The sequence below is a fragment of the Micromonospora matsumotoense genome, assembly GCF_050951065.1.
GTDB lineage: Bacteria > Actinomycetota > Actinomycetes > Mycobacteriales > Micromonosporaceae > Micromonospora > Micromonospora matsumotoensis.
The window spans coordinates 4,446,783-4,462,285 of the sequence record NZ_CP192025.1; the positions used below are offsets into that span (position 1 = coordinate 4,446,783).

Consider the following 15,503-nt stretch of genomic DNA (forward strand, 5'->3'; position numbering starts at 1 on the left):
TTGGCGGTTCCGGAGGGGCGCTTGGTGCGCTGACGGCCAGGCGTTGGGAACGGACTCGTCCGGCATGACGGTCACCGGCTCGGCGCGTCCGGGTAGTCAGTCGGTGCCGCCGAGGCGGCGCATGGCGCGGTAGAGCTGTGTGGGGGTCAGGGGCGGTTCGGGGAGCGGGTGGGCGCGCTCGGCGCGGAAGCCGTCGAGCATCAGGTACAGGTGGCGGCGCCAGGCGTGCGGGGCGATCCCGTCGGTCGCCTCGATGATCCGGCTGTGGGACCAGATGACGAAGGCGAGGTCCTCGGGTACCAGGTCGGGCCGGAGGCGGCCCTGTTCTCGCGCCCGTTCGACGATGCGCACGCCGAGGTCATGGATCCGGGTCTGCTGGCCGGCCAGGCAGGCGTTCTCTGGCAGCCGGATCGAGGCGAAGTCGTTGAAGCCTCGGTCGCGGGCCTGGAGTTCGCACATGGTTTCCAGGAACAGGCACAGCCCCTCCCATGCGTCGTCCATGCTCAGGGCCTGCTCGGCAGCGGCGACCCAGATCGCGAGCTTGCCGGCGAAGACCTCCTGCACCAGGTCCAGCCGGGCGGGGAAGTGGTTGTAGAGCGTGCCGATGGCCACCCCGGCGCGCTTGGCGACCTGTTCCAGTGACGCCTGCATCCCGTGCTCGGCGAACACGGCCCGGGCGGCGGCCAGCAGCGAATCGCGATTGCGCTGAGCGTCGCGGCGCAGCCGCCGGGCGGGAGCGGAGGCCGCGGTCGCGGTCGCGACTGGTGCGCGTTCAGGGGACATGTTCCACACCATACCAACTTGAGGAATGCCTCAACTTCTGTGCTACGCTCGCCTCACAAGGTGAGGCCACCCTCATTTTGAGAAGTTGTGCCGCGATGCGGCCCTGACCAGGCTCGGGGGACTTGATGAAACTGACCATCTTCGGTGCCAGCGGTCGCACCGGCATGCACCTGGCCGAGCAGGCACTCGCCGCCGGGCACGACGTGATGGCGCTGATGCGCAATCCGGCGAAGCTGACCCTGCGCCACGAACGGCTGCGGGTCGCGCAGGGCGAGCTGACCGACGAGGCGGCCGTCGCCGACGCCGTCCGGGGCGCCGACGCCGTCCTCGCCGCCCTGAGCCCCAAGATCTTCGGCGGGCCCCGGGACCTGCCCCTCGCGTCGGGAACGGGCACCATCCTGACCGCGATGCGCACCTACGGCGTCAGCAGGCTCATCTACAGCTGGGGACCAAGCATCACAATTCCCCGCAACCCACTGCTGGACGCGGTGCGCAGCGCGAGCTTCGCCCTGCTCGGGCAGCTACCCGCCACCCGCTCCATGGTCAACGAGACGGTCGAGGTGGGCCAGGCCATCCGCAGCTCGGATCGAGACTGGACCATCGTGGTCGTCACCGCACCCCACGACAAGCCCGGCCCGGGAAGGGTCAAGGTGCGCACCGGGACCGGAACCGGAGACCGGGTCAGCTCACGCATCTCTCGGACCGACCTCGCGCAGTTCATGCTCACTCAGGCCGACGACCTGCGATACGCCCAGCAGGAACTGCGGATCAGCAACTGACACCCACACGGCACGCCACCGCCGCGCAGTTATCCACAGCGCCCCGCCTGCACCTCTTGCGCCTCCCCACTCGAGCGGCACGCGGTCCCAACCGAATCCCGCTGTTCACCACCCCTGTTCACCACGCTGTTGTCATCGAAGGAGAAGCTATGCCTACCATCGCCATCATGGGTGCCGGTCCCGGAATGGGTCTCGCCATCGCCCAGACCTTCGGCAAGGAAGGCCACCAGGTCGCGCTGCTGTCGCGTACCCCGGCCAAGCTGGACCCGGTCGTGGCCGAGCTGACCGGCCAGGGCGTCGAAGCGGCGGCCTTCGCCGCCGACGTGCTCGACCGGCCATCGATCGCCTCCGGCCTCGCGGCGGTCAAGCAGCGATTCGGGCAGATCGACGTCCTCGAATACTCGCCGGCCAGCTCGGCGCTGCCGATGGCTTCCTCCACCGAGCTGACCCACGACAACGTGCAGATCCAGCTCGACTTCTACGTGCACGGCGCCGTGGCGGCGGTCAACGAGGTGTTGCCGGAGATGCTCGCCCGAGGCTCGGGCACGATCCTGTTCACCACCGGCGCCTCATCCGTGCGCCCGGAGATGGGTCACGACATGTTCGGCAACGTCGCCCCGGCCGCGGCGTGGCTGCGAAACTGGGCCCACGGTCTGCACGCCGCCACCGCTCCCCGAGGAGTACAGGTCGGCCACATAGCGATCGGCGCGTGGATCGGCCGCCAGCCGGGTGCCACCGCACCGGAAGAGATCGCGCCGCTGTACTGGGAACTGCACACCCAACACGACCAGGTCGAGAAGGTCTTCTTCCCCAGCGACCAACCCGCCTCCTGAGCGCACCTGGTGGAGCCGTCCGCCCCTCGACGGGCCGCAGCGCGCCGGCCGCATGATGTGGCCGGCGCGACGGTGATCCGCGAGGAGCGGTACGGCGACGTCCTCGGCCACGTCGTCATGCAGGACCCGGAAGACAACGAGTTCTGCGTCGCTTGAGCGGTGGTTGGCGCCGCATTCAGCATCCGGGAAGCAGCGATCCGGGGGCCCGTGCATCGAGCCAAGGCAAGGATGCCCCGGCCACTCGGCCGGGGCATCCTTGATCGTCCACGCAGATGCGAAAGCAGCCTCCGCCCTTAGTGGTCGGCCGGTCGCGTTGCGCGTTTGCAGTTCTGCGACGTGCCTCCGGCAGGCCACACGAAGCATCCGCGACAATATCTGACCTGCGAAACGTGCTCCGGTGGAGATCGAATGCCGATACGTGCTGCCTTCTAGGTAGTCCGCATCGCGTCGGACTCGGTGCGGCTTTAAGGTGTTGACTTGATCGGATGGTGAGTGCTTGACAACCCTGGGTGTTCCTTCGCCGCGGCGCTTGAGTCCCGTCCGGGGGATCGAAGATCCAGGACGGGACTCGAACCTGTCAACGCCGGTCGAATTTTTCGATCGGCGTTGACACACCCGAGGTGAGCACGCGCCGTCATAGCCTCCGCGAGGGCTGAGCGCGCCGCGCGGCAGGGGCGCGTCAGCGGGTACCGGATCAGGCTCGACGACGAGGGGGACGCTGCGGAAGGTCACAGCCGAGATGACCGCGCAGAGCAGGAAGAAGCCCGCCGAGCACCAGAAGACGGCGTGGTAGCCGTGCACGGTGGCGAGTGCCGCGGTCTGCGGCCCCGGGGTCGTGTCGTCCAGGTATCCGGCGGTGGCCGAAGCGGCGACCGAGGTGAGCAGGGCGGTGCCGATCGCGCCGCCGATCTGCTGCGCCATGTTGATCATGGCGGAGGCGGCGCCGGCGTCGCCGGGGCGGGCGCCGGCTGTGGCGGCGTTCTGGGTGGGGGAGAAGATCATGCCCATGCCGAGGCCGGCGACGAGCAGCCCGGGCAGCACGTCGGGCGCGTAGGCGGAGCCGAGTCCCAGCCGAGTCAGGTAGAGCATGCCGCCCGCGGCGATCAGCGCACCGGCGGTGACCACCGGGCGGGGCCCGAACCGCGGGGTCAGCCGCATGCCACTGGTGATCGCCGACGACATGATGCCGACGATCAGCGGCATGAAGGCCAAGCCGGCCCGGATCGCTGAGAAGCCGAGGACGCCGACGAGGTAGTAGGTGAGGAACAGGAACACGCCGAACATGGCGGCACCGGCGATGGTCAGGGCGAGGTAGGAACCGCCGCGGTTGCGGTCGAGCACGACGCGCATCGGCAGCAGGGGGTTGCGGGCGCGACGTTCGACGGCGACGAAGAGGGCGAGGATCGCCGTTCCGGCGAGGATGAAAACGTACGTCCCAGCAGCCGTCCACCCGTCCGAGGAGGCATTCCCGAGCCCGTAGACCAGGGCGACCAGCCCGATAACGGCGGTGACCACGCCGGGCCAGTCCATCCGGGCGCCGCCGGGCAGCCGGGGTTCGTCACGCAGCTTGAGGAGGCAGCCGACGATGCCGACGACGGCGAAGATCAGGTTGACATAGAGGCACCAGCGCCAGGAGGCGTACTCGGTCAGCGTCCCGCCGAGCAGCAGGCCGACGGCGGTGCCGGAGCCGGTGACCGCGCCGAAGATGCCGAACGCCTTGCCGCGTTCGACCGGGTCGGTGAAGGTGACGGAGAGCAGGGAGAGCGCGGTCGGTGCGAGTGCGGCGCCGAACACGCCTTGGAGAACCCTGGCGATGATCAGCATGGTGATGCCGGTGGCGGCGCCGCCGAGCGCGGAGGCGGCGGCGAATCCCGCGAACCCGATCAGAAGCATCCGCCTGCGGCCGACGGCGTCGGCGAGCCGGCCACCGAGCAGCAGCAGGCCGCCGAACGCGAGCGCGTAGCCGGACACCGCCCACTGCCGGCCGGCGTCGGAGAAGCCGAGTTCGTGCTGCGTGGCGGGCAGCGCGATGTTCACGATCGTCGCGTCCAGCACCACCATGAGCTGGCCCGTGGCGAGCACTGCCAGCGCCCACCACCGCCAGGGTTGCCGTGTCTCCATCGCACTCTCCATAAGTTGAACCGATCATTCCACTTAGCCGGAGAGGCTAAGCCCCAAGTGCGGCGTCCGGGCGCTGTCTTGTCGGCGGAATCACATAACTGGAATATGTCGTTCCAGTTGCTAGGCTGGCGTCATGGACAGCACCGACCCCGCCGTGTCCGACCGGCCACTGCGGCGCGACGCGCAGGCCAACCGGCAGCGCATCATCAAGGCCGCTCGTGACGTGTTCGCAGCACGCGGGCTGTCCGCGACCTACGACGACGTGGCACAGCAGGCCGGCGTCGGCGTCGGCACCGTCCACCGCCGCTTCCCGGCCAAGGAGCTGCTGCTGGAGGCCGCACTCGAGGAGCGCCTGGAACAGCACGCCACGGCGATCGAGGCGGCACTGGACGCGCCGACCGGCTGGGACGGGTTCGTCTGCTTCCTGCGACGCGCCGCCGAGTTGCACGCCACCGACCGGGGCCTACGCGACATCGAGCTCGGCGCCGACTTCGACGCGCGCTACCTTGCCCGGATCCGCGACCGGATCATGCCCGTCGTCCGGCGACTGGTCGACCGCGCCCATGCCGAGGGATCACTGCGGCCCGACGTCGCCGCGGAGGACGTACCCCTGCTCCTGACGATGATCAGCGAGGTCGCCCTGCACAGCCGCGAGGTGAGCCCCAGGGCCTGGACACGCTACCTGCAAATCATGATCGATGGCCTGCGGAACGCGCCCGGCGCGGGCGATCTCGGCACGCCGATGACCGGCGCCGACGTCGGCGCGCTCCTGCGGCGGTGGCTGCCCGGCATCCCGCGCCGCGGCTCTAGAGCCGGTCCGCGCCGCGGCTAGAGCCGGTCCGCGCCGCGAGGGCGGGCTCCCGGCGTTCGGCACTCCTCAACTTTTCCTTCTTCCCGGAGTCGATATGCGCGCCTATGAACTCACCGGCTTCGGCGGGCCGGAGGTGCTCCGCCTCGGCGCCCGGCGCGAGCCGGTCCCGGGCCCGCGCGAGGTGGTTGTGGACACCCGCGCGATCGGCCTGAACCCCATCGACATCCTGCAGCGGTCCGGCACGTTCCGGTTCGCCAATCCGACGCGGTTCCCCGTCGTGCCAGGCAACGAGTTCTCCGGTGTGGTGTCGGCGGTCGGTGCGGAAGCGACCTCCCTGTCCGTCGGCGACGCCGTCTTCGCCCGCACGGACAAGGCACGACTCGGAGCGCTCGCGGAGCGGGTCGCCATCGAGGAGAGGCTGGTGGCACCCATGCCCCGCAGCCTCGACTTCGTCACTGCCGCGGCGGTCCCGCTCGCCGGCACGACCGCCCTGCAGGCGATCCGCGACGCGCTGGACGTCCGACCGAAGGACCGCCTGCTCATCACCGGCGGCTCCAGCATGGTCGGCATGTTCGCCATCCAGCTCGCCGCGCGTGCCGGCGGGCACGTGGTGACGACAGCCTCGTCCAGCAGCCAGTCACTTCTGCGCGGGTTGGGTGCCGACGAGGTCATCGACTACCGCACACAGGCGATCGACACCGGTTCCGGGGTCTTCGACAAGGTCTTCGACTTGGTCGGCGGGGCACCGGCCGCCGCACTCTCCAGTGTCGTCGCACCCGGCGGTCGCCTGGTCACGGTCTCGGCGACACCCACACCGGGATCCGTCCGCCACGACTACACCATGGCCGCGTGGCGGGCCGTGCTGCTCGAGACGGCTCTCCGGCTCGCCACCCTCGGCCCGCGACGCCACGCCCGCAGGGGCGGCTACACATACGGGTTCCTCTCCATGCGCCCGAGCGGCGACGACCTGCGCGAGCTCGGGTCGCTGATCGACGACGGCGCACTGCGCGTGAAGATCGACAGCACCTACGACTTCGCCCGGGCGGACGAAGCCCTCGCCCGCGTCGAGACACGCCGGGCGAAGGGCAAAGTGGTCCTCGTGCTGCCCTAGAGCCAATGCCTGGTCACCGGTGGCCGACGCGGGTCCGGTCACCAGGACTTCTGCCGGGGTCTCAGACCGCCGGGTGACCGATCTCGACCTTGTGCCAGGTGGGCAACCGCCTGCGCGCCGAGAACGACGGCGAGCGCGCGGCGTTCGGTGCCCTGGGTGCCCGGTTCGGTGGTGTAGACGGTGATGCGCAGGTCGTCGAGGGCGACGATGAGCGTGTCGCAGTCGAGCGCGATCCGGCCGACCGCGGGGTGGTCCTCCAACGCCGAGCTGGCCATCCTTTACTACGCGCACGAGCTTGCGGCGGCGCGTCGGACCCGGCGTCACCGCGTCGATGTTGGAGCCGGCTGGATGCCCGGCACGTCGCTGGGCTGCGGAGCGCCCGTCGCCGCCCAGGCGATCGGGGGGGTCTCACCCGCCTGCCCGGATCGCCACTCCGGCGCGCTCCGGGCCGGTGCGGGCCTCAATCGCTCTCGACGACCAGTGGGCACACCTGCGCGACGGCGCCTTCGTCGTACGCGACAAGGTGGCCGACGTACGCCCGATCGCCCACGACAGGGAACGCCGCCTGTGGGACGCTACGCCGAACTCCTAGCCATCCTGTGCCAATGAGCACAGTGGACACGTGCCAGAACGCCGTGTCTCCGACCTCGCGCTCGGCGTTAGAGCACCACGGCTCGAACGGATGGGCCGACGTGACCGAACGGCCAAGGTGGAGGGGCACGAACCTGCGCGAACCCGCACCGCGTTGACCTGCCAGTATTTGCCGCTAGAGATGCGAGGGGCCAAGACCTGCGACAATTCCGTGCAAGCTGTTGACCAGGGTGTTTAAGGATCGGTTCATTATGTCCGGCTGTGTGCCCCCGGCAGGATTCGAACCTGCGACACACGGTCGTCGGCTGCCCGCGCCTGTACCGATCCGGTCGGTCAGCGGACCGCCTCGACGTACATCGTCTCGTCGTTGCGGACCTCCCGGTCCAGCGTTGCCACGTCCGGCACCGCCCCCGCGCCGAACGATCGGACGGTGACAGCCTCCGGGTCAAAGCCCGCGATGGTGAGGGCGTACCGCAACTCGTCCAGGTCGTAGATCCAGCGGTGCCCGTGGAACTGGAGCATCTGCTCCAGCATGAACGCCGGCCGTTGCGGGATGTCCTGCGGGCTCGCCCCGAGACGCATGAGCCGCTGCCGGTGCTCGCGGTAGAAGTCACCGCCGTCGAGGTAACCGGTCACGTACCTGCGCAGGTCCGGCGTGGTCAACCGGGGCAGCCCGCCCGGGGCCAGCATGCCGGACAGGCCGAGTCGGCACAGGTCTTCCCGGGTCAACGGGACGCCGGTCCCGGTCAGCTCCAACCGGGCACAGAGGGCGTGCCAGTCCGGTTCGGGGTCGTCCCCGGTCCAGGCGGCGGTCTACCCGGTCACTGTCCCACCAATCTCTCGGTGCCGTCGGCGTGTGCCGGGCCCGCCACCGGGGCGGTACGCCGCCGCGATCCACCGCCCCGAGCGACCAACGGTCGACGACCGGCCGGGTCGACGGGCCCGCCCGCCCATCCGGCGGGAGGGAAGTGGCAGCGTCCCCACCACGTCGTGTCATCGGCACGGGAAGCCTAGTCGCAGGCGACCACGACGATCGAGTACGTCGATGCAACGCGACGCCGCCGTCAGCCCCGCCCGCCGGGCGGCGCGCACCGGAGGTCAGCCGGGCAGACGGGCGTTGAGGCGGGCGGCCTGGCGGATCAGATGGTCACGTTCGGCGAGGTGGGCGGCCCGGTGGGCGGCCTCGGCGTACCACCGGGCCGCCGTCGCCCGGTCACCGGCCCGCTCGTGCAGGTACGCCGTCACCGCCGCGTGGCGGGGCACCGACGGGTCCACCGCCGCCAGTGCCGCCAGCCCGGCCCACGCCCCGTCGGCCTCCCCGACGGCCACCGCCCGGTTGAGCCGCACCACCGGGCTGTCGGTCAGTCGCACCAGTTCGTCGTACCACTCGACGATCTGCACCCAGTCGGTCTCCCCGGCGGCCTGCGCGTCGGCGTGCAGCGCGGCGACGGCGGCCTGGGCCTGGAACTCGCCCAGCCGGTCCCGGGCCAGCGCCGCCTGAAGGATGCGCACCCCCTCGGCGATCAGGGCGGTGTCCCACCGGCTCCGGTCCTGCGCCGCGAGCGGGACCAGGCTGCCGTCCGGCGTGGTCCGGGCCGCGCGCCGGGCGTGGTGCAGCAGCATCAGGGCGAGCAGCCCGGCCACCTCGGGGTGGTCGACCATCGCCGCGAGCTGCCGGGTGAGCCGGACCGCCTCGGCGGCGAGGTCGACGTCGCCGGAGTAGCCCTCGTTGAAGACCAGGTAGAGCACCCGCAGCACGGTGGCGACGTCGCCCGGCCGGTCGAGGCGTACGCCGGACACGGTGCGCTTGGCCCGGCTGATCCGCTGCGCCATGGTCGCCTCCGGCACCAGGTACGCCCGGGCGATCTGCCGGGTGGTCAGCCCGCCGACGGCGCGCAGGGTCAACGCGACCGCCGACGACGGGGTCAGCGACGGGTGGGCGCACAGGAAGTAGAGCTGGAGCGTGTCGTCCACCCCGGGCGTGGGCCCCGGGGGCGGTTCCTCGACGACGAGTGACTCCCGCCGTCGGCGGGCAACGTCCGCCCGGCCCGCGTCGAGGAACCGGTGCCAGGCCACGGTGACCAGCCAGCCCTTCGGGTCCCGGGGCGGGTCGGCCGGCCAGCCGTGGACCGCCTGGACCAGTGCGTCCTGCACGGCGTCCTCGGCCGCCGCGAAGTCGGCCCCGCGCCGGACGAGGACCCCGAGCACCTCCGGGGTGAGCCGGCGCAGCAGGTCACCGTCCACCGGTCAGTCGGTGATGGTCGGCGGCTCGGTCAGGAACGGGCGCAGCTCCAGCCACTCGTGGATCGGTCGCCCGCCCGCCCCCGGGGCCGCCGACAACTCCCCGGCCAGCTCGACGGCACGCTCGTAGCTGTCCACGTCGATCACCATCCAGCCGGCGATGAGATCCTTGGTCTCGGCGAAGGGCCCGTCGGTAACCGGCGGACGCCCCGGCCCGTCGTACCGGACGAACGTCCCTTCGGGGGCGAGCGCCTGCCCGTCGACGAACTCCCCGCTGCCCTCCAGCCGGGCCGCGAAGTCGTTCATGTACTGCACGTGGGCCGTGATCTCCTCGGGCGTCCACTGGTCCATCGGGACGTCGTTGACCGCGGCGGGGGCGCCTCGGTAGTGCTTGAGCAGCAGGTACTTCGCCATCGGGTGTCTCCTCGGTGCCGGTGCGACCCTTATTCTGGCCGCGTTCACCCCAGGGACGACGCCGGCACCCCGTTCTCGACATCCCGGCCGGGGTTCTTTTGCCCGGGTGCCGACGTCCGGGAGAGGACCGGCGCGGCGGCGGCCACACCGCCCCGCTCACCGCTCCACGAGCTGCCGTACCCGCAGTCGTCGGATCCCCGAGACCCGCTCGACCGGGGCGGGCGGCCGGGCGGCGGGTAGGCGCACCGTGAAGACCGCCCCCCGGTGCGGATGGCCCTCGGCCTCGATCGTGCCCCGGTGGCTCGTCACCACCTCCTGGAGCAGGGCCAACCCCAGCCCGAACCGGTGCTCCCCGGAGCCCCCGCCACGGTGGAACCGGTCGAAGATGCGCCGCGCGTCCGCCTGGTCGAACCCGTCCCCGGTATCCGCGACCACCAACTCCGCGTAGTCGCCGCCGGCCCGCAGTGACACGTCGATCCGCCCCCCGGCCGGCGTGTGGGTGAGCGCGTTCGCGAGCAGTTCGCCGACCACCCGGCGCAGCGCCGACTCGACACCCGGCACGGGCAGGGGGACGCCGGGCAGGTCCCCCGCGAGAGTGACCTGGCGGTCGGTGGCCCGTTCCGCCTCGGCGGCGACCGCCGCCCCCACCAGGGCGGTGAAATCGACCGGCGGATACGGACGGCGGTCGGCGGGCGCGGCGGCGAGCTGGGCCGAGAGCAGCAGGTCGTCCACGATCTCGCCGAGCCGGCGGGTGCCGCCGATCAGCCGGTCGAGATCCTCCAGGTTCGTGGCGCCGCCGCCGGTACGGGCCCGCCGCGCCATCAGCTGGGCGCGGATGTGCACCTGAGCGATCGGCGTCCGCAGTTCGTGGCTGGCATCGGCGATGAACCGACGTTGCCGGGTCAGCGCCTCCGCCAGGGGGGCGACGGCCCGTCGGCCGACGAGCGCGCCGGTCAGCACGGCGACGAGCAGCCCGACCGTCGCGGCGAGGCTGAACGCCAGCAGCAGGTGCCGACGGTCGGACAGCTGGAAACGCGCGTCGAACACCGCCTGGACGACCAGCCCGTCGCTGCGGGACTCGGTGCGGACGTGATACGTCGTGCCGTTTCGGGCGACGGTGGTGACCTCGGTGATGCCGGTGGCAGCCACCGAGGTCAGCGCACCGGTCAGCGGAAAGCCCGGTGGCGGCGGGTTGAGGCCGGTGTCGGTGATGAGGCCGTTGTACCGGAAGATCCAGCTGCACGCGGGTGGGCCGGGGATGGTGGCGTGGTTGGTGCCCCAGGCCAACTCACGGTGGATCTGGGCCTCCTGGCTGCGGACCAGGACGGCGTACGAGATGCCGCCGGCCAGCAACAGCAGGGTGCCGATGGCCAGCCCGACCAGCAGGCCGATCCGCAGCCGGGCCCGCCGGACCATCGCCTGCTCCACCAGCTCCATCAGAGCGCCCCGAGGCGGTAGCCCAGCCCGTGCACGGTGCGGACCACCGACCGGCCGAGCTTGCGGCGCAGGTAGTAGACGTAGGTGTCCACCATCGACGCCGCCGCGGCCTCGTCGAAGACCCGGCGACGCAGCTCCGCCCGGGAGTGCACGAGGTTGGGCTGGGCCGCCAGCACCCGCAGCAGCTCGAACTCCCGGGCGGACAGCGCCACCCGGGTGCCGTCGGCCAGCACGGCGTCGCGGGGCGTCAGGTCCAGCAGCCCGGCCCCGATGCGCAGGGCCGTGGTGGACTCGGACGTGCGCCGGCACAGGGCCCGGATCCGCGCGCTCAGCTCGTCCAGGTCGAAGGGTTTCATCAGGTAGTCGTCGGCGCCCGCGTCCAACCCGGCGATCCGGTCGCCGACCGTGCCGAGCGCGGTGAGCATCAGCGCGCGGGCCGGAACCTTGCGCGAACGCAGCCGGATCACCAGGTCGAGCCCGTCGAGCGCCGGCAGCATCCGGTCGATCACCATCACGTCGTAGGTGCGGGTCAGTCCGAGATGGAGACCGCGCTGACCGTCCGAGGCGTGGTCGACGACGAACCCGTCGCCGACCAGCGTCTCGGTGAGCAGGCCGGCCATCTCCTCGTCGTCCTCTACCAACAGCAACCGGTTCGGTCCTCCCCCGCACATGCGTCCACAATCGCACAGAGTGAGGCTAAATAGTGATAGCTATCTTTTTATCATTTCACCACCGCGAGGGCCGGGGGTCGGACAGTGGTCTGCCTGCGGGCCTCCCGGCGCTCGATCCAGCTCAGCAGCGGGGTCGTCATCATCGTGGTGACCAGCGCCACCACCACCAGCACGGTGAACAACGACGCGTTCACGATGCCCGCCTCCAACCCGACGTTGAGCGCGATGAGCTGCATCAGACCCCGGGCGTTCATCAGCGCGCCCACCCGCAGCGCGACACCCTGCGATTCGCCCCGGAACCGGGCCGCCGCCCAGCAGGCGCCGAACTTGCCGACGATCGCCGCCGTCACACAGGCCGCCGCGAAGAGCAGCACCGGCGCACTGCCGAGCAACCCGAACTCCGTCCGCAGCCCCGAGTAGGTGAAGAACAGCGGCAGGAAGACCGTCGCGGCAATCGGGGTGAGGGTGTCCACCACCCGGTCGGTGTTCTCGGTGTGCGGCATCACCACCCCGACCGCGAACGCGCCGAAGACCGCGTACAGCCCGATCTCGTCGGTGTACCAGGCGACCAGGAAGAGCAGGGCCACCGTGCCGAGCACCCGGGCGCCGTCGTTGAGGCGGGGACTGGTCATCAGCGCATTGGTCACCCGCCGCCCGCAGAGCCAGAGCGCCAACCCGAACAGGACCGCGCCCCCGGCGGTGACGATCGCCGGTCCGGCCCGGCCGGAGGCGAACGCCAGCACCACGGCCAGCATGATCCAGGCGACCATGTCGTCGAGCGCGCCGCTGGCCAGGGACAGGGTGCCGTGCCGGGTGCCGGCGTGCCCGCGTTCGGTGATGATCCGGGCCAGCATCGGAAAGGCGGTGATGGCCAGCGCCACCCCGACGAACGCAGCCGACACGCCGATCGACGTCCCGTCGGCCCGCATCGGCACGGCGTCCGCGGTCACCAGGACCAGCCCCACGCCCAGGACGAGCGGCGCGGTCACCCCGGCCAACGACACCAGCCCGGCGGTGCCGGCGAGACCGGTGACCCGGTGGGCGCTGAACGCGTACCCGGCCTGGAACATGAACAGCACCAGGCCGACCTGACCCACCACGTAGAGGACCGGCAGCAGCGCGGTGGGGAACAGGGCGTCCTTCACCTCCGGCAGGACGAACCCGAGCAGCGACGGGCCGAGCAGCACGCCGGCGAGCATCTCGCTGACCACGGCGGGCTGACCCACCCGGCCGAGCAGCCAGGCCACCGCCTTGCAGAAGATCAGGATCACCGCGACCGCGATGAAGAACCGTGGAGCCAACTGGGTGGGGGTCACCGGACCGCCTCCTCGAAGTAGTGGGTGCACAACCGTTGTCGCCGGGCGTCGACGACCATCCAGGCGCCGAACACGAGTTGCCGTACGCTGCGCCCCACGTCGGCCCAGCGGTCCCGCCACCGCATCGCGGCCAGCCGCAGCCACCCCGGGCCGGGGACACCGGCCGGGGTCAGGTACGCCGGTCCCCGGCTGGGCAACGACCGGCTGTGTGCGGCCGAGGACGCCAGGGCGTACCGGCGCAGCACCTCGCGGGTCGCGGCGCGCATCATCACCGGCGCGACCCCGCGTGCCGGGCAGGCCCGGTTGGCGGTGACGCCGTAGGGGATGAAGCGGGCCTCCCGGCGCGTCAGCGTGCGCCACCGGTCCGGGTCGAACCGGTCGTCGCCGGCCGGTCCGCTGCGCTGGAACGCCAGATAGTTGAACAGCAGCACCGACCCCGCGGGCAGGGTCACCCCGGCGGGCAGCGCGATCGGTGCGGACGTGATCCGGTGGGCGACACCGAAGAGCGGATGCAGCCGCAGCGTCTCGTCGATCACCCGGTCCAACGCGTCGTCGTCGTCGAGGCCACGTTGCAGGTCCGGATGGTTGGCCAGGGTCAGCAGCACGTGCGCCATCGCCTCGGACATCTGCACCACGGCGGTGGTGCCGAACGCGCCGTGCAGATACCAGGCCGTCTCCTCGACGGTGAACGGCGCCGGCAACGTCACCGGGCAGGTGCCCGCCTCGACCCGCCCGCGCAGGTACCTGGTCAGCGGGTCACGTCGACGCATGTGCCGCAGGCCGGTGCACTTCAGGGCGGCGGCCACGTCGGCGGCGTTGGCGACGAACAGCGCCCGGACCTCCTTCGGGCACACCTCGTCGAAGATCAGTTCGTGGTAGACCTCCGCCCACACCGGCATCATCAGGTCGCGCAACCGGACACGGTTGATCCGCCCGGCCGGCAACTCGTCGAGCACCCGCCGGGTGGCGGCGGTGGCCAACGCGTCGGCCCGCTGCGGGCGCAGGGCGAGCACCCGCCGGGTCACCCCGGCCACCGCCCGGTAGCGCTCCCCCGGCTCCAGGTGTTCCTGGTGCATGTGCGGGCCGGGCGACAGCCAGTACCAGAACAGGTCGGACAGGCCGGCGCCCCGGCTGCGCCCGTCCGCCGCCGGGTCCGCATAGACCCGCTCGAAGTGCTCCACGCCGACCAGCGGGCCCGGCACCGGGATGCCCTCCCCGCCGTTGACCCTCGCGAACACCCACTGCCGCAGCCGCACCACCGCCGGGGGCAGCCACCGCGGCAGGCTCCAGCACACCCCGAGCGCGACCAGCGCGCCCACCATGACCGGCCCGCTCATCCCGGTGCCCCCGAGACGACGAGATCGGCGCTCAGGTCACCCGGTCGGGCGACGCCGACCAGCGCCAACGCCCGGTCGAGGTCGGCGCGCAGCAGGTCGAGCACGTGCCGCACACCGGCCGCCCCGGCCACCGCCAGCCCCCACAGCACCGGGCGGCCGACCAGCACCGCCGTCGCGCCGAGCGCCAACGCGACCAGCACGTCCGTGCCACGCCGCAGACCGCCGTCGACCAGCACCGGCAGCCGCCCGTCGACGGCCGCCACGACGGCCGGCAGCGCGTCCAGGGTGGCCGTCACCCCGTCGAGCTGCCGACCGCCGTGGTTGGAGACCAACACCCCGTCCACCCCGTGCTCGACGGCCAGTCGGGCGTCCTCGGGGTGCAGCACCCCCTTGAGCAGGATGGGCACGGTGGTGAGCCGCCGCAGCACGGAGACCAGCTCCCAGCTCACCCGGGCGTTCATCTCGATGTCCCGGACCCGGCCGCTCGCGTCACGCATGTTCTCGCAGACCATGCCGGACGGCAGGTCGACGAAACCGTGCCGCAGGTCGCGCTCGCGCCGACCGAACACGGGCGAGTCGACCGTGACGACCAGGGCCCGGCAGCCGGCGGCCACCGCCCGTCGTACCACGGTGGTGGTGAACCCCAGATCGGTGTGGGGATAGAGCTGGAACCACAGCGGCCCGCCGGCCGCCGCGATCTCCTCGACCGACCGGGTGGCCGCCATGCTGACCACCATGACCGTGCCGGTGTCGGCGGCGGCCCGCGCGGTGGCCACCTCCCCGTCGGGGTGGGCCAGCCGGTGGAACGCGGTCGGCGCGATCAGCACCGGCATCGACAGTGGACTGCCGAACAGCGAGACCCGCAGGTCACGCTCACCGACGCCGCGCAACACCCGGGGCCGCAGCCAGCGCCGGCCGAAGGCCGCCTCGTTGGCCCGCAGGGTACGTTCGTCGCCGGCCCCGCCCGCGAAGAAGTCCCAGTGCACCGGGTCCAGGCGACGCCGGGCGGCCTCGGCCACGTCGGCCAGGTTCAGCCCCACCTCGTCGGACGCCAGCAC

At 71.7% G+C, this 15,503-nt stretch carries 15 protein-coding genes and 1 pseudogene; 5 read left to right on the forward strand and 11 right to left on the reverse strand.

Annotated features, from left to right (window positions below):
• Window positions 1-96: 96 nt before the first annotated feature.
• Window positions 97-783: a TetR/AcrR family transcriptional regulator gene (locus ACQP1S_RS19455; protein WP_432897391.1), complete on the reverse strand. Its 687-nt coding sequence runs from the start codon at window positions 781-783 to the stop codon at window positions 97-99.
• Window positions 784-908: 125 nt separating this feature from the next.
• Here ACQP1S_RS19455 and ACQP1S_RS19460 point away from each other — a divergent pair, with 125 nt between their 5' ends.
• Both ACQP1S_RS19460 and ACQP1S_RS19465 read left to right on the forward strand, forming a co-directional pair.
• Window positions 909-1,562, forward strand: a complete 654-nt coding sequence (locus ACQP1S_RS19460) for an NAD(P)-dependent oxidoreductase (protein WP_432897394.1) — start codon at window positions 909-911, stop codon at window positions 1,560-1,562.
• Between the two features lie 149 nt (window positions 1,563-1,711).
• The gene (locus ACQP1S_RS19465) at window positions 1,712-2,395 is read left to right on the forward strand and encodes an SDR family NAD(P)-dependent oxidoreductase (protein ID WP_432897397.1); all 684 of its coding nucleotides are present in this window, start codon (window positions 1,712-1,714) and stop codon (window positions 2,393-2,395) included.
• Window positions 2,396-3,229: 834 nt separating this feature from the next.
• Here the strand turns inward: ACQP1S_RS19465 and ACQP1S_RS19470 are convergent.
• Window positions 3,230-4,528 (reverse strand): annotated as a pseudogene (locus ACQP1S_RS19470) (MFS transporter); the annotation flags it as partial.
• A gap of 121 nt (window positions 4,529-4,649) precedes the next feature.
• Between ACQP1S_RS19470 and ACQP1S_RS19475 the strand changes: the two are divergent.
• Both ACQP1S_RS19475 and ACQP1S_RS19480 read left to right on the forward strand, forming a co-directional pair.
• Window positions 4,650-5,348 carry a TetR/AcrR family transcriptional regulator gene (locus ACQP1S_RS19475; RefSeq protein ID WP_432897400.1) on the forward strand — a complete coding sequence of 233 codons (699 nt, stop codon included), beginning with the start codon at window positions 4,650-4,652 and terminating at the stop codon, window positions 5,346-5,348.
• Between the two features lie 166 nt (window positions 5,349-5,514).
• The gene (locus tag ACQP1S_RS19480; protein WP_432897403.1) at window positions 5,515-6,438 is read left to right on the forward strand and encodes an NADP-dependent oxidoreductase; all 924 of its coding nucleotides are present in this window, start codon (window positions 5,515-5,517) and stop codon (window positions 6,436-6,438) included.
• A gap of 38 nt (window positions 6,439-6,476) precedes the next feature.
• Here ACQP1S_RS19480 and ACQP1S_RS19485 read toward each other — a convergent pair whose 3' ends face one another.
• On the reverse strand, window positions 6,477-6,713 hold the full coding sequence (locus ACQP1S_RS19485) for a hypothetical protein (RefSeq protein ID WP_432897406.1): 237 nt from the start codon (window positions 6,711-6,713) through the stop codon (window positions 6,477-6,479).
• A 176-nt stretch (window positions 6,714-6,889) separates the two neighbouring features.
• On the opposite strand from ACQP1S_RS19485, the gene ACQP1S_RS19490 reads away from it, so the two are divergent.
• A complete protein-coding gene (locus tag ACQP1S_RS19490; RefSeq protein WP_432897408.1) occupies window positions 6,890-7,030 on the forward strand; it encodes a hypothetical protein in 141 nt (46 codons plus the stop codon).
• Between the two features lie 332 nt (window positions 7,031-7,362).
• Here ACQP1S_RS19490 and ACQP1S_RS19495 read toward each other — a convergent pair whose 3' ends face one another.
• From ACQP1S_RS19495 to ACQP1S_RS19530, 8 genes are all read right to left on the reverse strand, one after another.
• Window positions 7,363-7,785: a hypothetical protein gene (locus ACQP1S_RS19495; RefSeq protein ID WP_432897411.1), complete on the reverse strand. Its 423-nt coding sequence runs from the start codon at window positions 7,783-7,785 to the stop codon at window positions 7,363-7,365.
• Between the two features lie 342 nt (window positions 7,786-8,127).
• The gene (locus ACQP1S_RS19500; protein WP_432897414.1) at window positions 8,128-9,273 is read right to left on the reverse strand and encodes an RNA polymerase sigma factor; all 1,146 of its coding nucleotides are present in this window, start codon (window positions 9,271-9,273) and stop codon (window positions 8,128-8,130) included.
• Between the two features lie 3 nt (window positions 9,274-9,276).
• Window positions 9,277-9,684, reverse strand: coding sequence for a YciI family protein (locus tag ACQP1S_RS19505; protein ID WP_432897417.1), 408 nt, complete (start codon window positions 9,682-9,684; stop codon window positions 9,277-9,279).
• 156 nt (window positions 9,685-9,840) lie between these two features.
• Entirely contained in the window at window positions 9,841-11,121 is a 1,281-nt protein-coding gene (locus tag ACQP1S_RS19510) for a sensor histidine kinase (protein WP_432897420.1), read from the reverse strand.
• Window positions 11,121-11,768: a response regulator transcription factor gene (locus ACQP1S_RS19515; RefSeq protein ID WP_432897423.1), complete on the reverse strand. Its 648-nt coding sequence runs from the start codon at window positions 11,766-11,768 to the stop codon at window positions 11,121-11,123. The genes ACQP1S_RS19510 and ACQP1S_RS19515 overlap by 1 nt, the downstream gene beginning before the upstream one ends.
• Before the next feature lie 74 nt (window positions 11,769-11,842).
• Window positions 11,843-13,108 (reverse strand): cation:proton antiporter, encoded by a 1,266-nt coding sequence (locus ACQP1S_RS19520; protein ID WP_432897427.1) that lies wholly within the window; start codon window positions 13,106-13,108, stop codon window positions 11,843-11,845.
• Window positions 13,105-14,445 (reverse strand): cytochrome P450, encoded by a 1,341-nt coding sequence (locus ACQP1S_RS19525; protein WP_432897430.1) that lies wholly within the window; start codon window positions 14,443-14,445, stop codon window positions 13,105-13,107. The genes ACQP1S_RS19520 and ACQP1S_RS19525 overlap by 4 nt, the downstream gene beginning before the upstream one ends.
• The gene (locus ACQP1S_RS19530; protein WP_432897433.1) at window positions 14,442-15,503 is read right to left on the reverse strand and encodes an alpha-hydroxy acid oxidase; all 1,062 of its coding nucleotides are present in this window, start codon (window positions 15,501-15,503) and stop codon (window positions 14,442-14,444) included. The genes ACQP1S_RS19525 and ACQP1S_RS19530 overlap by 4 nt, the downstream gene beginning before the upstream one ends.

What these genes read in the sequence shown, in the direction of transcription:
- ACQP1S_RS19455 (WP_432897391.1), bottom strand. Translation starts at nt 783, where the DNA reads ATGTCCCCTGAACGCGCACCAGTCGCGACCGCGACCGCGGCCTCCGCT.
- ACQP1S_RS19460 (WP_432897394.1), top strand. Translation starts at nt 909, where the DNA reads ATGAAACTGACCATCTTCGGTGCCAGCGGTCGCACCGGCATGCACCTG.
- ACQP1S_RS19465 (WP_432897397.1), top strand. Translation starts at nt 1,712, where the DNA reads ATGCCTACCATCGCCATCATGGGTGCCGGTCCCGGAATGGGTCTCGCC.
- ACQP1S_RS19475 (WP_432897400.1), top strand. Translation starts at nt 4,650, where the DNA reads ATGGACAGCACCGACCCCGCCGTGTCCGACCGGCCACTGCGGCGCGAC.
- ACQP1S_RS19485 (WP_432897406.1), bottom strand. Translation starts at nt 6,713, where the DNA reads ATGGCCAGCTCGGCGTTGGAGGACCACCCCGCGGTCGGCCGGATCGCG.
- ACQP1S_RS19505 (WP_432897417.1), bottom strand. Translation starts at nt 9,684, where the DNA reads ATGGCGAAGTACCTGCTGCTCAAGCACTACCGAGGCGCCCCCGCCGCG.
- ACQP1S_RS19510 (WP_432897420.1), bottom strand. Translation starts at nt 11,121, where the DNA reads ATGGAGCTGGTGGAGCAGGCGATGGTCCGGCGGGCCCGGCTGCGGATC.
- ACQP1S_RS19525 (WP_432897430.1), bottom strand. Translation starts at nt 14,445, where the DNA reads ATGAGCGGGCCGGTCATGGTGGGCGCGCTGGTCGCGCTCGGGGTGTGC.